This is a genomic window from Aquisalinus flavus (assembly GCF_014640095.1).
Classification (GTDB): domain Bacteria; phylum Pseudomonadota; class Alphaproteobacteria; order Caulobacterales; family Parvularculaceae; genus Aquisalinus; species Aquisalinus flavus.
Window position 1 is genome coordinate 1,808,010 of the sequence record NZ_BMGH01000001.1, and the last position, 17,966, is coordinate 1,825,975.

The 17,966-nt window shown below is 61.9% G+C and carries 17 protein-coding genes and 1 other RNA gene; 5 read left to right on the forward strand and 13 right to left on the reverse strand.

Features of this window, described 5'->3' with window-relative positions; genetic code table 11:
* Positions 1-277: 277 nt before the first annotated feature.
* Positions 278-660: a transfer-messenger RNA gene (gene ssrA / locus IEV88_RS08320) on the reverse strand.
* Positions 661-749: 89 nt separating this feature from the next.
* On the opposite strand from ssrA, the gene IEV88_RS08325 reads away from it, so the two are divergent.
* Complete coding sequence (locus tag IEV88_RS08325; RefSeq protein ID WP_188158887.1) at positions 750-1,058, forward strand: helix-turn-helix transcriptional regulator; 309 nt, start codon at positions 750-752, stop codon at positions 1,056-1,058.
* On the opposite strand, the gene IEV88_RS08330 is transcribed toward IEV88_RS08325, so the two are convergent.
* Positions 1,055-2,143 carry a hypothetical protein gene (locus IEV88_RS08330; protein ID WP_188158886.1) on the reverse strand — a complete coding sequence of 363 codons (1,089 nt, stop codon included), beginning with the start codon at positions 2,141-2,143 and terminating at the stop codon, positions 1,055-1,057. The genes IEV88_RS08325 and IEV88_RS08330 overlap by 4 nt on opposite strands.
* 148 nt (positions 2,144-2,291) lie before the next feature.
* On the opposite strand from IEV88_RS08330, the gene IEV88_RS08335 reads away from it, so the two are divergent.
* Together IEV88_RS08335 and IEV88_RS08340 are read left to right on the forward strand one after the other, a co-directional pair.
* Positions 2,292-3,086 (forward strand): thymidylate synthase, encoded by a 795-nt coding sequence (locus tag IEV88_RS08335; RefSeq protein ID WP_188159241.1) that lies wholly within the window; start codon positions 2,292-2,294, stop codon positions 3,084-3,086.
* 41 nt (positions 3,087-3,127) lie between these two features.
* Positions 3,128-3,655 (forward strand): dihydrofolate reductase, encoded by a 528-nt coding sequence (locus IEV88_RS08340; RefSeq protein WP_188158885.1) that lies wholly within the window; start codon positions 3,128-3,130, stop codon positions 3,653-3,655.
* Between the two features lie 9 nt (positions 3,656-3,664).
* Here IEV88_RS08340 and IEV88_RS08345 read toward each other — a convergent pair whose 3' ends face one another.
* The gene (locus IEV88_RS08345; RefSeq protein WP_188158884.1) at positions 3,665-4,306 is read right to left on the reverse strand and encodes a lysoplasmalogenase; all 642 of its coding nucleotides are present in this window, start codon (positions 4,304-4,306) and stop codon (positions 3,665-3,667) included.
* Positions 4,307-4,410: 104 nt separating this feature from the next.
* Here IEV88_RS08345 and IEV88_RS08350 point away from each other — a divergent pair, with 104 nt between their 5' ends.
* Both IEV88_RS08350 and IEV88_RS08355 read left to right on the forward strand, forming a co-directional pair.
* Positions 4,411-5,289, forward strand: coding sequence for a crotonase/enoyl-CoA hydratase family protein (locus tag IEV88_RS08350; RefSeq protein WP_188158883.1), 879 nt, complete (start codon positions 4,411-4,413; stop codon positions 5,287-5,289).
* Entirely contained in the window at positions 5,286-6,710 is a 1,425-nt protein-coding gene (locus IEV88_RS08355; protein WP_188158882.1) for a coniferyl aldehyde dehydrogenase, read from the forward strand. The genes IEV88_RS08350 and IEV88_RS08355 overlap by 4 nt, the downstream gene beginning before the upstream one ends.
* A 2-nt stretch (positions 6,711-6,712) precedes the next feature.
* Here the strand turns inward: IEV88_RS08355 and IEV88_RS08360 are convergent, their stop codons facing one another.
* From IEV88_RS08360 to ybgF, 10 genes are all read right to left on the reverse strand, one after another.
* A complete protein-coding gene (locus IEV88_RS08360) occupies positions 6,713-6,868 on the reverse strand; it encodes a hypothetical protein (protein WP_188158881.1) in 156 nt (51 codons plus the stop codon).
* Between the two features lie 78 nt (positions 6,869-6,946).
* A complete protein-coding gene (locus IEV88_RS08365) occupies positions 6,947-8,209 on the reverse strand; it encodes an MFS transporter (protein ID WP_188158880.1) in 1,263 nt (420 codons plus the stop codon).
* A gap of 81 nt (positions 8,210-8,290) precedes the next feature.
* Positions 8,291-9,586 carry an MFS transporter gene (locus IEV88_RS08370; RefSeq protein WP_188158879.1) on the reverse strand — a complete coding sequence of 432 codons (1,296 nt, stop codon included), beginning with the start codon at positions 9,584-9,586 and terminating at the stop codon, positions 8,291-8,293.
* 49 nt (positions 9,587-9,635) lie between these two features.
* The gene (gene thiD / locus IEV88_RS08375; RefSeq protein ID WP_188158878.1) at positions 9,636-10,442 is read right to left on the reverse strand and encodes a bifunctional hydroxymethylpyrimidine kinase/phosphomethylpyrimidine kinase; all 807 of its coding nucleotides are present in this window, start codon (positions 10,440-10,442) and stop codon (positions 9,636-9,638) included.
* Positions 10,439-10,966, reverse strand: coding sequence for a hypothetical protein (locus tag IEV88_RS08380; protein ID WP_188158877.1), 528 nt, complete (start codon positions 10,964-10,966; stop codon positions 10,439-10,441). Before IEV88_RS08380 ends, thiD begins: the two co-directional genes overlap by 4 nt.
* Positions 10,967-11,011: 45 nt before the next feature.
* On the reverse strand, positions 11,012-12,382 hold the full coding sequence (glmM, locus tag IEV88_RS08385; RefSeq protein ID WP_188158876.1) for a phosphoglucosamine mutase: 1,371 nt from the start codon (positions 12,380-12,382) through the stop codon (positions 11,012-11,014).
* A gap of 192 nt (positions 12,383-12,574) precedes the next feature.
* The gene (gene folP, locus IEV88_RS08390) at positions 12,575-13,375 is read right to left on the reverse strand and encodes a dihydropteroate synthase (RefSeq protein WP_206711232.1); all 801 of its coding nucleotides are present in this window, start codon (positions 13,373-13,375) and stop codon (positions 12,575-12,577) included.
* A gap of 66 nt (positions 13,376-13,441) precedes the next feature.
* Positions 13,442-15,373, reverse strand: coding sequence for an ATP-dependent zinc metalloprotease FtsH (gene ftsH, locus IEV88_RS08395; RefSeq protein WP_188158875.1), 1,932 nt, complete (start codon positions 15,371-15,373; stop codon positions 13,442-13,444).
* Between the two features lie 65 nt (positions 15,374-15,438).
* Complete coding sequence (tilS, locus tag IEV88_RS08400) at positions 15,439-16,773, reverse strand: tRNA lysidine(34) synthetase TilS (RefSeq protein WP_188158874.1); 1,335 nt, start codon at positions 16,771-16,773, stop codon at positions 15,439-15,441.
* Positions 16,767-17,861: a tol-pal system protein YbgF gene (gene ybgF / locus IEV88_RS08405; RefSeq protein ID WP_188158873.1), complete on the reverse strand. Its 1,095-nt coding sequence runs from the start codon at positions 17,859-17,861 to the stop codon at positions 16,767-16,769. The genes tilS and ybgF overlap by 7 nt, the downstream gene beginning before the upstream one ends.
* Positions 17,862-17,966 lie beyond the last annotated feature (105 nt).

The following is a 17,966-nucleotide window of genomic DNA, read 5'->3' on the forward strand; positions in this document are numbered from 1 at the left end:
TGAGCGGGCGTTTGCTTCCCGTCTTGAGAGTATCCGGAGGGAAACCTCCAACGCTTCTGTTGCCAGGTGCCCGCGGGCCTGCGGCCCGCTAACTGTATCAAAAGGCGCACCTACTGGGTCTCAGCATGCAGCATCTTCAAGAAGTATTCAGGAGAAATTAAGTCCGACGCTTCTGTTGCCAGGTGCCCGCGGGCCTGCGGCCCGCTAACTGTATCAAAAGGCGCACCTACTGGGTCTCAGCATGCAGCATCTTCAAGAAGTATTCAGGAGAAATTTAAGTCCGACGCTTCTGTTGCCAGGTGCGCCGGGAAACCCCGCCCAGGCCTTGATAAGAGGCGTGGGGCTTTTAAAAGCGAGTTACACGCGCTGCATTACGCTGCGAGTGCGAACTCTTCATCGTAGTTGTCATTTGCAACTATAATAATGGCCCAATAACGGAAGCCATCCGGGCGAAAGCAGAGCCTTTACACGTTCGTCGATCCTATTTCGGCCCCGCCGCAAGACCCGAAATGACTGATGTCTATCAGCTATCAGGTCCTCTGGTGGAGCCGCCGGGTACCGCCCCCGGGTCCGATCCGCTTATTATGAACGCCTTTTATCGCCATAGCCGGTTGCCCGGCAAACACAGATATAGGGGTAAACCGCCGCGATTTGAAGCCATTCCGGCAGAAGAAAACTTCAATATTGTAACAATAGCGCAATAAATGCGCGGTATAACGCTTTATGAAAACCGGGTAAGGTTGAAAAGTATGGAATCTTCAGATTTCAAAAAGTGGCGTAAATCGCTTGATATGTCGCAGAAGGACGCCGCCCACGCGCTTGGGCTGAAGCGACGCATGATCCAGTATTACGAGAAGGGCGAACGCAATGGCGACAAGGTCGTCATCCCCCTGACCGTGCGCCTTGCCTGCTATGCCGTGGCAGAGGGCGTCGAGGACTATCGCGGTCCCCATCGCAAGGTCCACCGCCGCGACAAGGACGAGAAACCGACCAAGGCCGATGTGCCGCTGACCGTTGGCGAGCTGGAAAAGGCCAATGAGGGCGTCGACGGCGACTAGCTCGCCAGCACGCCAACAGCACTGACAACCAATGGCAGGACGGCACACAGGCCCGTCAGCACGACCAGCAGTGGCGCGAGTGGTGCCATCCACTGCTTGCGGAAAAAGGGCTGTGACAGAACACCCGCCAGCAAGAACACGCAGAGCGCGATCAGCACCAGCGTGGACAGGCTGAGTGTGCCGGCACCAATCGGCCCGGCCCCTTGGTCGGCAACCACCCAATATGAACAATAAAGCAGCGCCCCGAGAATGAAGGGCGTCAGACTCATCATCAGACGCAAGAACAGGCCCGGCGCCCGCATGTGGCCGGTCTGATATATCAACAAAGCAGACACAGCGATGACGAGTGGCAGCCAGCCGAGGGCCGCCATGCCAAAAGGTCCCGTTCCCGTGGGACTCAGGGCGACATTGCCGATGAGCACCAGGCTGATCACGAGAGCAACGGGCAGCACGAATTGCGCGGCCCAGATCAGGGCATAGCGCACGGCGCCGATCAGAACGCGCTGGCGGCGGACAAAGGCAGCCAACAGCCCGGCAACCGCCAGCCCTCCGGCGACGAGCACAATCCCGATGCCCGCCGCTTCCTGCATCTCGATATCGCCTATATCCATGATCGCGAGCGCCGGAATGGTCACCAGGGCGGCGATGAACGCAAACATCAAAACTGTCACGGGTATTGCGACGAGGCGGGCAAAGACAATCGGCCAGTCAGGCCAAAGGCTGCTCGTCTTGCCGCGTTGGTCGACGATTCCCGCGGCGAGCGCGACTGCCGGGAGCCAGACGAGGCCCGCGAGCATCACATGACCAAGCCAGACCCAGGTGCCGCACAGGGACCCGATCGTCAGTGCCGCGATCAGGGATTTCCGCCACCGCCCCTTCCCGCCGAGAAAGAAAAGGGTCGCGGCGACGGCAGCCCCGGCCGCCCAGAACACGATGCCGACCCGCTGGTCAGAAGAGGTCGGTGTCGCCTCGGGAAAGAAAACCGACGCTGCCGCAAACAGTACCAGCGCCCCGGCGGCGCTGACCGGCAGCCAGTAGCTGAAAACTCCCCCCAAGGGTTCGCGCTCTTCCCGCGTGACGAACATGTACTCAAAACCCCATTCCAGCGGCGATACTATCGCAGCCGAGGGCGCGCGTCACCTGCCCTGGCACATGCCGGATCGGCGCAGCCGCGGGAGAAAATGTGAGAAACTCTCCCTCGCCAAGCGGCGCCGAATCCGCGAGTTTGGCGCCATGCAGCAATATCTCGACCTTCTTGCCCATGTGCGCGACCACGGCATTGAGCGTGGCGACCGCACCGGCACCGGCACGCGCTCCGTCTTCGGCTATCAGATGCGGTTCGACCTGTCGGACGGCTTTCCCATGGTCACGACCAAGAAGTTGCATAGCCGGTCCATCGTGCATGAGCTTCTGTGGTTTCTCTCCGGCGAGACCAATATCGGCTATCTCAAGGACAACAAGGTCACGATCTGGGATGAGTGGGCCGACGAGAATGGCGATCTCGGCCCGGTCTATGGCGCGCAATGGCGGTCCTGGCCCTCCCATAAAGGTGGCACGATCGACCAGATCGCGTGGCTTCTGGGCGAGATCGGGACCAACCCGAATTCCCGCCGCCTCGTCGTGTCGGCGTGGAACCCGGCGCAGCTTGACGAGATGGCGCTGGCGCCCTGCCACTGTCTGTTCCAGTTCTATGTCGCCGATGGCAAGCTGTCCTGCCAGCTTTATCAGCGCTCTGCCGACATCTTCCTCGGCGTGCCGTTCAACATCGCCTCCTATGCGCTGCTGACGCATATGATCGCGCAGGTCTGCGGGCTGGAGGCAGGCGATTTCGTCCATACGCTGGGCGACGCACATCTCTATCTCAACCATCTGGAACAGGCGGATGAGCAGCTGTCGCGCTCGCCGCTGCCCCTGCCCCGGCTGGTACTCAACCCTGACGTAAAAGACCTGTTCGCCTTCACTTTCGATGATATAAGGATCGAAGGCTATGAGGCGCACCCCTCCATCAAGGCGCCGATTGCCGTTTAGCTTAGGCAAAATAAGCGGACCCGAGGGCAGGAACAGAGCACATGATCGACAGACAGACGAATATCCGCCTTGCCATCGTCGTGGCCATGGCCCGCAATTACGTGATCGGCAAGGATGACGGCCTGCCCTGGCAATTGCCCGACGACCTGAAATGGTTCCGCCAGGTGACCATGGGCAAGCCGATCATCATGGGCCGGGTGACGTTCGACTCCATCGGCAAGGCGTTGCCGGGGCGGGACAATATCGTCATTAGCCGGAACAATGACTTCCAGGAAGGGAATGTGACCGTCGCCGGCGACATGGAAGACGCGATCGCCATCGCCGAGGCCTTCGCCATTGCCCGCGACGTGAACGAGATCGCAATCATCGGCGGAGCGCAGATCTATGCCGAAGCGCTGCCCAATGTCTCGCGCCTCTATCTGACCGAGATCGACGCGGATATCGAGGGTGACACCTTCTTCCCGACATTTTCCATGGATGAGTGGGACCGGTCGGTGGCGCAGGAGATCACGTCCGACGACCGCAACCAGTATGCCGCGCGCATGCTGACGCTGGACCGCAAGGCCTGACGTCCCAAACTATACGGAGGCGGCGAACAAGAGCTGCGCACCGAAATAGAGCGGCGTGATGATCAGGAAATTGACCGGCGCCGAGGCGACGAAGCGGTCGCGCCCGACCATCATGTCCGACAGGGCGAACATCACCGCGGCCAGCGGCACGGTCCAGCCGCCCGGCGTGCTCGCGCCAAAGGCAGTGATCACCATGACATTGATGACAGCGGTATAGGCACCGACCTGCGCCTTGAAGTCCGGCGCCAGCCGGGCGCTGATATAGCGCCAGTATATGAACGTCACCCCCGCCATGATAAGGGCCCCGGGCACCATCGGCATCAGCGACAGCCCGGCGCTGGCAAAGGCGGCGATATAGACGATATGGCCGAGCAGGAACACGCCGATACCGGCCTTGAACAGCGCCTCGCGGTCACGGATGATCAGGACCACGTCACCGATGAGGCACAGCACCAGCGCGGCAAGGACGAGACTGCCATAGAGTGAGCCGAACGCGCCCAGCAGTACCGCTTGCGTGACGAACATCAGCGAGGCGAGCGGCTTGAACGCCCATTGCCCGGCGTGCCAGCCACGCATCTCGGCAATTGTCAGCCCGGCAGCGGCGGCAACGCAGACAAGCGCCGGCCAATAGAGTATCAGGACCTCAGCCATTTATCCCCCGCGCCCGTTAGTGATCTATGATGCCGGGCTGTTGTTCATCATTGTCTGGCAGAAAGGCATAGGCCATTCTGTGGCACAGGAAAATGGAGACGCGCATGAGCGAGACCCGCGACTGGCACTGCTTCGAGATCGCGACCGACGATCACGGAATCGCCCATATCACCCTCAACCGCCCGGAAAAGCGCAATGCGATGACCCGCGCCTTCTGGGACGAATTGCCCGAAGCGATCCGTATGCTGGACAAGTCCGGCACCGTGCGGGTGATCGTTATCTCATCCACCGGACCGCATTTCACCGCCGGGATCGACCTCACCGGCTTTGCCGACATGACCGGCAATCTCGGCGCGGGCGACAGCGACATCCACCGCGAGGCCAATCGCGGGCTCGATTTCTACGCCATGGCCAGGCGCATGCAGCAGGCCTTCACTGCGCTCGAAGCCGCCCGTGTGCCGGTCATCGCCGCGATCCAGGGCGGCTGTATCGGCGGCGGTGTCGACATGGTGTCGGCCTGCGACATGCGGTTCTGTACCGAGGACGCCTATTTCACCGTCTACGAGATCAATATCGGCATGACCGCCGATGTCGGCACCTTCCCGCGCCTGCTCAACCTGTTGCCTGAAGGCGTGGTGCGCGAGCTGTCCTATACCGGCCGCAAGATGGATGCTGAGGAAGCGGCCCGCTATGGCCTCGCCAACAAGGTGTACACGGACCACGCCGCTATGATGGACGGCGTGATGGAAATGGCCCGGGAAATCGCCGCCAAGGCACCGATGGCCGTGCATGGGATCAAGAATATCATCACCCATGCCCGCGACCACAAGACCGACGAGACGCTGGACTATATCGCGCTGTGGAACGCGTCCATGCTGAAACAATCAGAAGTGATGACGGCTATGATGGTGAAACAGTCCGGCGAGCCGGGCAAGTTCGCGCCACTGCCGCCGCTAAAGAAAGTCTCCGGCGGGGAGGCATGATGGAGGCTTCATCGGATGCCGCCGTCGACCAACTCGACGCGCTGTTTCAGCGCCAGCGCGAAGCGTTCTCCTTTGCCAGCGCACCCTCGATCGCGCAGCGCCGGGAGGCGCTGAAAAAGCTGGAAAGCCTGATTGCATCGTACAAGGACCGCATCGTCGAGGCGATCAATGCCGATTTCGGCACGCGGTCGTCGGTCGAGACACTCTCGTCGGAAGTCGCGCTGACGATCACCAACTCCAGGCACATCCGCAAGAATCTCCATCGCTGGGCAAAGACGCGCTCGGTCTGGAACCATTCCTCGATCCCCGGCAAGACGCAGCTGCAATACCAGCCCAAGGGCGTGGTCGGGATTATCTCGCCATGGAATTATCCGTTCCAGCTGGCCATGGTGCCGCTCATCACCGCGCTCGCTGCCGGGAACCGTGTGCTGCTCAAGCCATCCGAGATCACGCCGAACACGTCGGACCTCATGAAGCGCCTGCTGGCGGAGATGTTCGACGAGACAGAAGTTGCCGTGATCACCGGCGGACCGGATGTCGGCGAAGCCTTCTCCGCCCTGCCCTTCGATCATCTGTTCTATACAGGCTCGACCCGGGTCGGGCGGCTGATCGCCATGGCTGCGGCGAAAAACCTGACGCCGGTGACGCTGGAGCTCGGCGGCAAATCACCCGCTATCATGCTGCGCGATGCCGACATGGCCAAGTCGGCCACCACGCTGTCCTTCGGCAAGTTCTACAATGCCGGCCAGACCTGCGTCGCGCCGGATTACCTCTTGGTGCCCGAGGGCAAGGGCAAGGCGTGGGCCGATGCCCTGATGGGCGCCGTCGCCGATAGCTTCGAGGACCTTGTCACGGACACGGACTATTCCGGCATCATCTCCGGCCAGCATTACCAGCGCCTGACCGGCATGATCGAGGAAGCGCGGCAGGGCGGCGCCACCATCATACAACCGCCCCATGATGCAGAGGCGATGCAGGCCGCCCGCAAGCTGGCGCCGACGATCGTGCTCAACCCGCCGGAACAGGCCGCGCTCCTCCAGGAGGAAATCTTCGGGCCGATCCTGCCCATTATCGAAAAACCCACGACAGCCGACATGATCGACTACGTCACCGCCCGCGATCATCCGCTGGCGCTCTATGTCTATTCAAAGGACAGCCGCGCTGCCGACGAGGTGTTGACGAAGACGACCTCTGGCGGGGTCTGCGTCAATGGCACGATACTGCATCTTGCGGTCGAGGACCTGCCCTTTGGCGGGGTCGGCAAATCCGGCTATGGCGCCTATCACGGCGAGCGGGGCTTCAGGGAATTCTCGCACGAACGCTCGATCTTCCGCCTGCCCGGCTGGCTGCCGGCGGGGCTGCTCGCCCCGCCCTATTCAGGCCTGATGAAGAAGTTCATCAATTGGCAGATCGGGAAATAGGCCTAATCCTTGTACTGAGGTGCCACAACGAGCGCGCTTGACTCCTGCTCGAAGGCGGCCTGATCCTTGGCTTCTGCACCGTGTACGGCGCAATACAGGGCAAAGACGGCAATGCCGAATAAAAGTCGGCCCGAAAGTGTACGAAAATAGCTGAGCATATGAACCTCCTGTGACGGAGAAAAATATACCTGCAAGCCGATGTATGTCCCTTCCCTGTTCAGGGGAGATGACGCAAATCAGGCCTTGGCGGCGGCCTCATCCGGATTTTCGTCCGTCGCGCGCGGGTCGATCTCGAAGACCGCCGGGGCTGCCCCTGCCGGAACCGAGACGAAATCTTCCGTCTTCTCTTCCACCGGCACCGGTTTGCGCTGGGTCAGGCGATACAGCCCGAAAATGGTGAGCAGCCCATAGACTACAGCATTGTAGAAAAACAGGGACGACGGTCCGAACCCCTTCATCACGAAGGGCGCGATGATTGGCCCCGTCACCGCGCCAAAGCCATAAAGCAGCAACAGCCCGCCATTGATCGAGACGAAATCCTCGGCCTCTGCGAAGTCATTGGCATTGGCAACGCCGAGACCATAAAGCGGCAGGTGGAACATGCCGAGCATCAGGGCAAAGGCGATCAGCAGGTTCTGCGAGTCCGGTCCGAACAGGCTGATCAGCGTGGCTCCCGCCCCGGCCAGGAACGCGGTGCCGACGATCACCCGGCGGCGGTCGGTCCGGTCCGACAGCCAGCCAATCGGAAACTGCGCCATCGCGCCGCCGAAAATGATCGCGCTCATGAACAGGGCGACCACGCTGACGTCGTAGCCGATATCCTGGATGAAGACCGGCGCCAGCGCCCAGAAGGCGCTGCCCGAGGCGCCCGCCGCGACGACTGCGCCGCAGGCGAGCGGCGACAGGGTCCACAGTTTGGGAATATTCAACTTGGCCGACTTGATCGGCCTTGGCGCAGCAGCGGTTGTGAGCGCCACCGGCACCAGCGACAGGGAGATGAGGATCGAGACGCCGACGAACAGGACGAACCCCGCGGGGTCAGCGACGTTCAGCATGAACTGCCCGGCGGTGACGGCGGTGAAGTCGGCGATGCGATAGACTGACAGGACGGTGCCACGGTTCTCGTTGGTCGCACGCTCGTTCAGCCAGCTTTCGATGATCATGTGCAGCCCGGCAAAGCAGAACCCGGCCAGCGCCCGCATGATCAGCCATGAGACCGGCTCCACGAACAGGATATGCGCCAGTGTCGCCGCAGACGCGACCGAGGCGAGCGCGGTGAACGCCCTTATGTGGCCGACATTCTTGATGAAACGCGGCGCGTAGCGGCAGCCGAGGATGAAGCCGACGAAATAGGCCGAGGTGAGAAAGCCGATCGCCGACAGCGGAAATCCCTCAATATTCGCCCGCAGCGACAGCAGGGTCGATTGCAGCCCATTGGCGCCAAGCAGAATGGCAGCGGCGACCAGCAAGGAGAACACAGAGAGGATGGCATTTCTCATGGTCCACCTTCTATGCCATGTCGGGCCCGGCGCAACCACCCGGCCATCATGTTTTTATGCAGACCAGCCCCGGTAACACCGTCAGATGACAGCGGAATCCTTGATGGCTTCGCCGTCGGCTTGCGCCTCTGCGCCCGTCTCCTCGGCTTTGCCATCATGGCGCAGGCCGACATCGTAGACCGCCGGCGCGGGCCCGGACGGCACGCTGCGATAATCGCCGCGATCTTCCTGGGGGACGGATTTTCTGCGGGTCATGCGGTAGAGGCTGAAGCCGGCCACTAGCGCATAGACCGTGGCGCAGTAGTAGAACAGGGACTGCGCCCCACCGGCGCCCATCACGAGGGGCGCGAGGATCGGGCCAAGCACCGCCCCGACCCCGTACAGCAGCAGCAGGCCGCCATTGATCGACACGAAATCGTCTTCTTCGGCGTAGTCGTTTGCATGGGCAATACCAAGCCCGAACAGCGGCAGGTGGAACGCACCGATGAAAAAGCCGGCGGCGACCAGCAGGCCCTGCGAAACCGTGGCAAGGAAGGCAATGGCGATCATTGCCAGCGCCGCCCCGCCGGCAATGGCGATGATGACGAGCCGCCGGTCGAGCCGGTCAGACAGCATGCCGACCGGCCATTGCGACACGGCGCCGCCGAGGATCAGCGCGCTCATGAACAGGGCGACGGTGCTGACCCTATAGCCGAGATCCTGGATCACGACCGGAATGAGTGCCCAGAAGGCACTGCCGGCGATGCCGAACCCCAGCACGGCAGCAACGGCCAGCGGCGACACCCGCCATAGCCTGCCAAGGTCCAGCCGGGCCGATTTGATCGGTCGCGGCTGGGCCGATGTCGTCAGGGCGACAGGGACCAGCGAGATAGAAATCAGGACCGACACGATGATGAACAGGACGAAACCGCTTGGATCGGCGAGGTTGAGCAGGAACTGGCCCGCCGTCACCGCCGTGAAATCGGAAATGCGATAGACCGACAGGATCTGGCCGCGATTGGCATTCGACGCCTTTTCGTTCAGCCAGCTCTCTATGATCATCTGCAGCCCGGCAAAACAGAACCCGGCAATGACGCGCAGGACCAGCCAGACCGCCGGCTCCACCAGGATCGAGTGGAGAAGCGTGATCGCCGAGGCGATGGAGGCAAAGGCGGTGAAGGCGCGGACATGGCCGACATTCATGATGAAGCGCGGCGCGAAGCGGCATCCGGCAATGAAGCCGCCGAAAAAGGCAGAGGTCAGGAATCCGATCCAGGCCAGCGAGAACCCTTCCATGTTCGCGCGCAGCGACAGGAGGGTGTTTTGCAGGCCATTGGCCCCGAGCAGGATGGCGGCGGCAATCAGCAGCGACAGGACAGGAAGCAGGGTCTTTCTCATTGGAAAAACCTAAATGCTGCACCGCAAAATGCAAATTTTCGGGCCGGAATTACTGGCTTTCAGGGCTTTTGAAGGAGTGAGCATGGTTCAGGGGTCCATTACCCGAACCCAGCCCCGGCGCCGTCTTGATCGCCATCCAGACATAATCGAGCGCGCGGGTCACCGCCTGGTCGATATCGAGCCCCTGGGCGAGCCCCGCCGCGATCGCCGAGGCGAGCGTGCAACCGGTGCCGTGGGTATTGGTCGAGCGGATACGCGGCTTGAGGAAGGCGCGCGGCGGATGATCTCTCGTACACAGAACATCCGTCACCGTGTCGGCGCCGCCATGACCGCCCTTGACGAGGGCTGCCTGGGCCCCTGCCCGGACCAGGGCCTGGCCGGCGAGCTTCTGGGTCGCCTCGCCGGTCACGGTCAGGCCGGTCAAGGCTTCAGCCTCCGGCATGTTGGGTGTGACGAGCGTTGTGAGAGCCAACAGCCTATCCTGAATGAAGGCAGCAACATCGCTGTCGCCAAGAGCATCGCCGGATGTCGCCACCAGCACTGGATCGAGCACCGCCGGGATGGCCGGGTTGGCCTTCAGCACTGCCTCGATGATCCCGGCTGTCGAGACCGACCCGATCATGCCGATCTTGATCACGTCAGCGCCGATATCGGACAGAACGGCGTCGATCTGGCCGCTGATAATGTCGGGAGGGATCGCGTGAATGCCGGTGACGCCCAGCGTGTTCTGCACCGTCACCGCCGTGATCGCCGTCGCCGCATAGGCGCCAAGCGCCGTCACGGCCTTGATATCGGCCTGGATGCCCGCCCCGCCGGAGGGATCGGACCCGGCAATGATCAGGACACGGCCTTTCATTTCTTATCCGTCCTGAGTTTATTGGTTATCGGTATACGAAAAAATATGAGTGCAACTCCCAAAATGGCTTTCACCAATGCAGATATCGTGGATTCAATAAGTGTATCGGGAAAAAGAGGCGGTGTTTTCTGCATATCGGCGCCATGATTACGGGCCAGATCAGGAATTTGCGACAGGTATAGCGATACCCATCGCCAGAGTTCCGGCGCAAATTCTGATAGTGCCGATACGATGAAATATACTCCCAATAGAGCTGATCCAACCGTAATAAGCGTTTCTTCGCTAACTGGTTCCTGTTCTGCCGAGCCGAGCCCTTTTCCAACCAATCGGCCGAACGGACCCGATACGACAATGAGCACCAGACCCAATAGAAGACCTGCCGCTCCATAGACGATCAAACTGATGCTCTGCGACGGATCGCTTGTCGTCGACAGATAAACACCCCAGGAAATCGTATAGATGGCATTGATGATGAAACTGACCGCCAGCACGCGCAGCAGGACGACTGCTATACCCTTGACCATATGCCTCTCCTCTTGTCGAGGAAAGCCTAGCAAGTCAGGGTTGTCTTAGCCAATCGCTTCTTCGAGCGCCGCGACGATATCCTTCACGCCGCGCCTGACCAGGGTTTCGTCCTCGCCTTCGGCCATGACACGGATGACCGGCTCGGTACCGGATTTGCGGATGACGACGCGGCCCTTGCCGTTGAACGCGGCTTCGGCCTCTTCAATGGCTTTCTTGACCTGCTTGTCATCCAGCGGATCGCCGGCCTTGTAATGGACGTTCTCCAGCAGGCTCGGAAATGGCTTGAAGCGGTTGCAGACTTCCGAGACCGGCTTGTCTTCCGCGGCGACGACGGCGAGCACCTGCAGCGCCGTGATGAGGCCGTCGCCCGTCGTTGCGTAGTCTGTCAGAATGACGTGGCCGGACGGTTCGCCGCCGATATTGGCTTCGCTCTCGCGCATCGCTTCGACAACATAGCGGTCGCCGACTTTCGTCCGTGTCAGGCCAAGGCCGAGGCCTTCGAGATATTTTTCGAACCCCATATTGGCCATGATGGTGGAGATGACCTTGCCGCCGCGCAGGCGCCCGCGCTCATGCCAATGGGCCGCGACCGTTGCCATCATCTGGTCGCCATCGATGATACGGCCCTTCTCGTCGCAGATGATGACGCGGTCGGCGTCGCCGTCGAGGGCGATGCCGATATCGGCGCGGTATTCCTCGACCGCCTCCTGCATCGCTTTCGGTGCCGTGGAGCCGACGCCGCGATTGATGTTATAGCCGTTCGGCGCAACGCCGATGGTCTTCACATCCGCGCCGAGTTCCCACAGCACGCTGGGGGCGACCTTGTAGGCGGCGCCATTGGCGCAATCGAGCACGACACGCAGGCCTTCCAGTGACAGGTGGCGCGGGAACGTGCCCTTGGCAAATTCGATATAGCGCGCACCGGCATCTTCAATGCGCTTGGCCCGGCCAAGATCCTGCGCCTCGGCGAGGCCTACGTCAGGACTATCGCCCATCAGGCGCTCGATCTCCAGTTCGACATCGTCGGACAGCTTGTAGCCGTCAGGGCCGAAAAACTTGATACCATTATCATGATACGGATTATGGGAGGCGGAAATCATCACGCCGATATCGGCACGCAAGGAGCGTGTCAGCATCGCCATCGCCGGCGTCGGCAGCGGGCCAAGCAGGAAGACATCCATGCCGGCGGCGGTGAAACCGGCGGTCAGCGCAGGTTCGATCATGTAACCCGAGAGCCGCGTATCCTTGCCGATGACGACCCGGTGGCGATGCTCGCCCCGGCGAAAGACGCGGCCCGCGGCCATGCCGATGCGCAATATATTGGCCGGCGTCATGGCGCCGGCATTGGCCAGTCCGCGCACACCATCCGTGCCGAAGATTTCGCGTTCCGGTGTCTTTGCTTCGTCGCCGCGCATGGCTTTCTCTTTATGTTTTTTCTTCTTACCCAAAATGACCTCGCAAAAGCGGTCATGGCGTGTCTAGCAGGAGGCACACCCGAATTCGAGCGCATCCTACATCACAAATTACGACGAACGGTTAACGATCCATACTCCTTGTTTGCCGCGTTTCCTGACGGTGAACCGGTTTCCACTTCACCGGGAAACGCTTCAGGGGCGTTCTATCGCCGAAAAGATGGCGAGAGCCTGGCGCGTGGCGGCGACATCATGGACACGGAAGATGCTGGCCCCTCGGGTTGCTCCCGCGAGCACGGCAGCGAGCGACCCGCCGAGACGCTTGTCGGCCGGCATGTCCCGGTCAAGCGTGGAGATGAACCGCTTGCGCGAGGCGCCAAGCAGCACCGGGCAGCCAAGCGCGGCGAGATGCTCCAGTCCCGCGAGCAAGGCGATATTGTGCTGCACGGTCTTGCCAAAGCCGATGCCGGGATCGACGAGGAGTCGGTCTTTCGCAATTCCAGCGGCCCCACACGCCTCGATCCGGCCGCCGAGCCAATCGCGCACCTCCGCGACGACATCGCCATAAACAGGGTTCTGCTGCATGGTCTTCGGATCGCCTTGGGCGTGCATCAGGACGATAGGGATGGCGAGGTCCGCTGCCGTCTCAAGGCTGTCCTCGGCATAGGTCAGGGCGGAGACATCATTCCAGATATGCGCCCCGGCGGCGCGAGCGGCGCGGGCGACGGCTGGCTTGCGGGTGTCGATGGACACGCTGGCATCTGTCTGGCTCACCAGCCCCTCGATCACCGGCACGACGCGGGCGATCTCTTCATCGGCCGGAACATCGTCCGCGCCCGGACGGGTTGATTCCCCGCCAATATCGAGAATATGGGCCCCCTCCTCCACGAGCTGCAAGCCATGCTCGATCGCGCGGGCCGCATCGGCAAAGCGCCCGCCATCGGAAAAGCTGTCCGGGGTGACGTTGACGATCCCCATGATCCGGAAATTGCTCATAAGCCCTCCAAACAAAAAAGCCGCATGCGGAGAACATGCGGCTTTTTCGGGATTGGTTCAATTCCTTCAGGCGTTTTGCGGCTCGCCGTCCGGCGCATCGCCTTCCTTGCCCTTGCTGCCGTCCGAAGACGGTGCACCGGTGCTCGGGACGGAGGATGGCGGATCCTGCGGCTTGTCGAACGGATCATCGCGCACGATCTTGCCGCCATTCAGGAGCTGGTTGATCTCCTCGCCGGTCAGCGTCTCGTATTCCAGCAGTGCTGCAGCGATTGCCTGCCAGCCATCGCGTCGCTCTGTGAGGATCCGCTTGGCTTCGAGATAGCCGTCATTGACGAGGCGCTTGACCTCCTCATCGATCAGCTGGGCCGTCTCCTCGGAGATATTCTGTGTACGCGACACGGAATGGCCGAGGAACACCTCGTCCTGGTTCTCGCCATAGGCAACGAAGCCGAGCTTGTCGGAATAACCCCATTGCGTGACCATGCGGCGAGCGAGCTTGGTCGCCTGTTCGATGTCGGAGGCGGCACCAGAGGTGACCTGCTCCTTGCCGAACTGTAATTCCTCGGCGACACGGCCGCCCATCATGACCGCAAGACGCGATGTCATCTGGACGTAGTTCATGGAGTATTTATCCGCTTCCGGCAGCTGCATGACAAGGCCGAGGGCCCGGCCGCGCGGGATGATGGTTGCCTTATGCACGGGATCGGATTCCGGCACCGTCAGCGCGACGATGGCGTGACCGGCCTCGTGATAAGCGGTGTTGCGCTTTTCCTTCTCGCTCATGACCATGGAGCGGCGCTCCGCTCCCATCATGATCTTGTCCTTGGCGTCCTCGAATTCCTTGTTGGTGACGAGACGCTTGTTGCGCCGTGCCGCCAGCAGGGCAGCCTCGTTGACGAGGTTGGCGAGATCGGCACCGGAAAAGCCCGGCGTGCCGCGCGCGATGGTGCGGATATTCACATCGGGACCAAGCGGCACTTTCTTGATATGAACGGAGAGAATCTTCTCGCGCCCGACAAGGTCCGGGTTCGGCACGACGACCTGGCGGTCGAAACGGCCCGGGCGCAGCAGCGCCGGGTCGAGAACGTCCGGCCGGTTGGTCGCGGCGATGAGGATGATGCCTTCATTGGTCTCGAAACCGTCCATCTCGACGAGCAGCTGGTTCAGGGTCTGCTCACGTTCGTCATTGCCGCCGCCAAGGCCGGCGCCGCGGGAACGGCCGACCGCATCGATCTCGTCAATGAAGATAATGCAGGGCGCGTTTTTCTTGGCCTGCTCGAACATGTCGCGGACCCGGGATGCACCGACGCCGACGAACATTTCAACGAAGTCCGAGCCGGAGATGGTGAAGAACGGCACGTTGGCCTCCCCCGCAATGGCGCGGGCAAGCAGCGTCTTACCGGTACCCGGCGGGCCGACGAGAAGTGCGCCTTTCGGAATCTTGCCGCCAAGGCGCTGGAAGCGCATCGGATCCTTCAGATAATCGACGATCTCTTCGAGCTCTTCCTTGGCTTCGTCGATACCGGCGACGTCATCGAAGGTGATCCGGCCATGGCGCTCGGTCAGCAGCTTGGCGCGCGATTTGCCGAAGCCCATGGCTTTGCCATTACCGCCTTGCATCTGCCGCATGGCGAAGAACAGGAGCGCCAGCAGGAGCGCAAAGGGCAGAAGGTTGATGAAGATGGACAAGAGCAGCGGCATGTCCTCTTCCGGCTTGAACTCGACATTGATGCCGCTCGCTTCGGCGCGGTCCGCCACGGTAGGCTGGATCGTCTGCGGCACGGCAACGATATAGGCATCGCCACCGGCTGTCGTGCCCGTAGCCTTCTCGCCTTCGAAAGTGATGGAACTGATGTTGCCGCTATCGAGCTGTTCGGAGAACTGCGAATAGGTCAGCCTGTCGACGCTGGTGCTGGGACCGCTGGACGAAACATAGTGCACCATCAAGAGGAGCACGAGGAACATCACAGCCCAGATCAGCCAGTTACGTCCATTCATTGAAAAATCCTGTTCTTGCTTCGGGTCTTGTTTCGGGTCTTGGTTTTGGCTCTGGCCAGCGCCATTCAGAAGCGAATGATCCGGCGGAAAAGTCGTTCTTCGGTTAACGCTTCTACATGTAAGTCGGCGCCGGCCTGGTTCCAAGGCGCAGCCGCATGCCAAAGCATTGTTTTTGCGTAAGACGGCACTGCAATTAACCGGCCATCTCGCCACAGTCCCGGCATCGTAGAGGCAAGGCGGGTTCTTGTCACCGGGCCGCTGGCTGAAAGTGCGATGGGAGCGAGAGAAAAACCGCTTTGATTCCGGGTATTTGCGGGGATTGCGACGATAAACCGCCGGTCCCACAGGAGCCGGTCCGGCGCGTCTGGTCCGATCTCGATCACTGCCCCGCCGCCAGCGCCGTCCGCGCGCCCATTGAGGGCCGCCGGCTCGCGCATGATAATCAAATCGTCTCCCTCAGGCGCGCACAATGCGCCGCCCAGGGTCATGGCGGTCTCGCGCCAGCCGCCAGGCATTTCGGCCGGGGCGACGGGCATGTCGCTGCCGCCGACGGCCTCGACCGAGCGGGCGAGCAGCCTGGTGGCGAACAGGTCGGGCAGGCCCTCAAGCCGTTTACGCGACAGGACGATTGCACCGGCGCCCGTCAGCCATCCGCCGCAGGCGCGGAAGGTCTCTGCCAGCTGCGACTCCTGCAGAGCCACGGTGTCCGCGAGCGATGCCGCCATGCGGTTGAGCGCATCGACGCCGAGAAAGTCCTGAACGCCGGTGGCCGCGAGGAAGGCCCGGCGGCGCACCCGCTCATAGGCCGGGTCATCATTGGACGGATCGTCGGCGACCGGCAGCCCGTTGGCGGCGGCAATCCCGCGCAAGGCCGACCGCCGCCATGACAGGAGCGGACGCAGCAGCCGGACTGGCAGCCCCGCCCCTGCGGCGATCAGCCTCTCCCGCGGCATGGCTGCGAGCCCGTCGACGCCGCTGCCGCGCGCCAGCCGGGCAAAGACGGTTTCGGCCTGGTCGTCGGCATGGTGGGCGGTCATCAGCACGCGCACGCCTTTTTCGTTGCAGGCTCGGGCAAGCAGCCCGTACCGCATGGCCCGCGCGGCCGCCTGGATGCCTGTGACGGGCTTGTCGCCGGTCCATTGCAATGTCTCGTGTGCGATCCCCTGCGCCATGCACCATTCGGCGACCATTGCCGCTTCGCCAGCCGATCCGGCGCGTAAGCCGTGATCGACGGTCAGGGCGAGGATGCAGTCTTTCGGAACGGCTTGCGCCACGGCCCAGAGCAGCGCCATGGAATCGGCGCCGCCCGAGACCGCAACAGCAAGACGCTCGCCCCTGTCGGGGGTGAGCGCTTCGGTCACCTGCTCGATGAGCTTTGTGTCGTCGTCGTCGCTCAGCACCCGGCCTTGCCGCGTTCGATCGCCATGCGGTCCCGCAGGGCCGGCGTCATGTTGGGATATTTGCTGCCCATGACCGAGTAGATCTGGCAGGCCTCGGCATTCTTGCCCAGACGGTTATAGGAGATGCCGAGCTTGAGATAGCTTTCCGGTGCCCTCGCGTCATCAGGCCATTTCTTGATGTGGTCAAGAAAGGCGACAGCCGCGCGTGAATTGGCACCGGTCGCCAGATAGATCTCGCCCAGCCGGTACTGCGCATCGGCCGCGCGCGGGTCGTCCGGATAATCGGCAAGGAATTGCGAGAAGCCTTCTTCCGCCTCCTGATAATTGCCACTGAGAAGCGCGTCGAAGGCGCCTTCATAGGCGGCGTCAGGGTCCATCAGCCGGTCTTCCGCGTCGTTGATGACGGGAAAAGGACTATCGACACCCGGCGGCAACCCGGTTTCCACACCAGTGTTCCGGCCGGAATTCTGGCCATTATTCATCGTGCCGCCATTGCCGCCATCGGCAGGACGCACAGGCGCGCGGCCGCGAAGGTCCGAGGGACCGCCGGTGGCACCGCCGCCATATTGGGCCGACGAATCGTCTTCATACAGAAGGCCGGACCCGTCATCATAGGGCCCGTCACCATAGCCGCCCTGCGAGCCTGTCTCGGCCTGTTGCTGGCCCATTACCGACAAGGCCTGCGTCAGCGACTCGATACGGCGATTGTTCTGGTCGATCTCATAGCGCAGACGTTCGACGTCGCCGGTCAGGGTCTGCAGCTCGCGTTCGATCTGGCTGACCCGGACGGTCATCGACGCCGCCGAACTGTCAGGCCCCTGCGGAAGGCCGGACTGGCCCGTGACGCTGGATGGATCGAAACGAACGCCCTCGGCGGAATAGACCACGCCTTGCAGGTCAGAAATCGCCCGCTCGATCCGGCTTAACCGTTCCGGCGTCACTCCCTGCTGCTGGGCGCTGGCCGTGCCACTCACAGCGGTGGACAGCCCGATGCCTGAAAAGGCAAGAACCGTCAGCACACAGGCCTTTTTCAAGGCATGGCGAAAGTGCCTGGTGTTAGACCCGATACTTGGCATCGTCAGGGGCATGGTCGACCTCATCTGTTTCCTGCGGTTCACAATAGTCAGCGTTACCGTGTCAGGCAACGATGGTAAAACTGTGACAGACGGTTTTGCCGTCATCATCATAAAAAA

What these genes read in the sequence shown, in the direction of transcription:
- IEV88_RS08355 (WP_188158882.1), top strand. Translation starts at nt 5,286, where the DNA reads ATGATGGAGGCTTCATCGGATGCCGCCGTCGACCAACTCGACGCGCTG.
- folP (WP_206711232.1), bottom strand. Translation starts at nt 13,375, where the DNA reads ATGAGCAATTTCCGGATCATGGGGATCGTCAACGTCACCCCGGACAGC.
- ftsH (WP_188158875.1), bottom strand. Translation starts at nt 15,373, where the DNA reads ATGAATGGACGTAACTGGCTGATCTGGGCTGTGATGTTCCTCGTGCTC.
- IEV88_RS08370 (WP_188158879.1), bottom strand. Translation starts at nt 9,586, where the DNA reads ATGAGAAAGACCCTGCTTCCTGTCCTGTCGCTGCTGATTGCCGCCGCC.
- IEV88_RS08350 (WP_188158883.1), top strand. Translation starts at nt 4,411, where the DNA reads ATGAGCGAGACCCGCGACTGGCACTGCTTCGAGATCGCGACCGACGAT.
- glmM (WP_188158876.1), bottom strand. Translation starts at nt 12,382, where the DNA reads ATGCGCGGCGACGAAGCAAAGACACCGGAACGCGAAATCTTCGGCACG.
- IEV88_RS08330 (WP_188158886.1), bottom strand. Translation starts at nt 2,143, where the DNA reads ATGTTCGTCACGCGGGAAGAGCGCGAACCCTTGGGGGGAGTTTTCAGC.
- IEV88_RS08345 (WP_188158884.1), bottom strand. Translation starts at nt 4,306, where the DNA reads ATGGCTGAGGTCCTGATACTCTATTGGCCGGCGCTTGTCTGCGTTGCC.
- IEV88_RS08380 (WP_188158877.1), bottom strand. Translation starts at nt 10,966, where the DNA reads ATGGTCAAGGGTATAGCAGTCGTCCTGCTGCGCGTGCTGGCGGTCAGT.
- IEV88_RS08360 (WP_188158881.1), bottom strand. Translation starts at nt 6,868, where the DNA reads ATGCTCAGCTATTTTCGTACACTTTCGGGCCGACTTTTATTCGGCATT.
- IEV88_RS08340 (WP_188158885.1), top strand. Translation starts at nt 3,128, where the DNA reads ATGATCGACAGACAGACGAATATCCGCCTTGCCATCGTCGTGGCCATG.
- thiD (WP_188158878.1), bottom strand. Translation starts at nt 10,442, where the DNA reads ATGAAAGGCCGTGTCCTGATCATTGCCGGGTCCGATCCCTCCGGCGGG.
- IEV88_RS08365 (WP_188158880.1), bottom strand. Translation starts at nt 8,209, where the DNA reads ATGAGAAATGCCATCCTCTCTGTGTTCTCCTTGCTGGTCGCCGCTGCC.
- IEV88_RS08325 (WP_188158887.1), top strand. Translation starts at nt 750, where the DNA reads ATGGAATCTTCAGATTTCAAAAAGTGGCGTAAATCGCTTGATATGTCG.
- IEV88_RS08335 (WP_188159241.1), top strand. Translation starts at nt 2,292, where the DNA reads ATGCAGCAATATCTCGACCTTCTTGCCCATGTGCGCGACCACGGCATT.
- ybgF (WP_188158873.1), bottom strand. Translation starts at nt 17,861, where the DNA reads ATGCCCCTGACGATGCCAAGTATCGGGTCTAACACCAGGCACTTTCGC.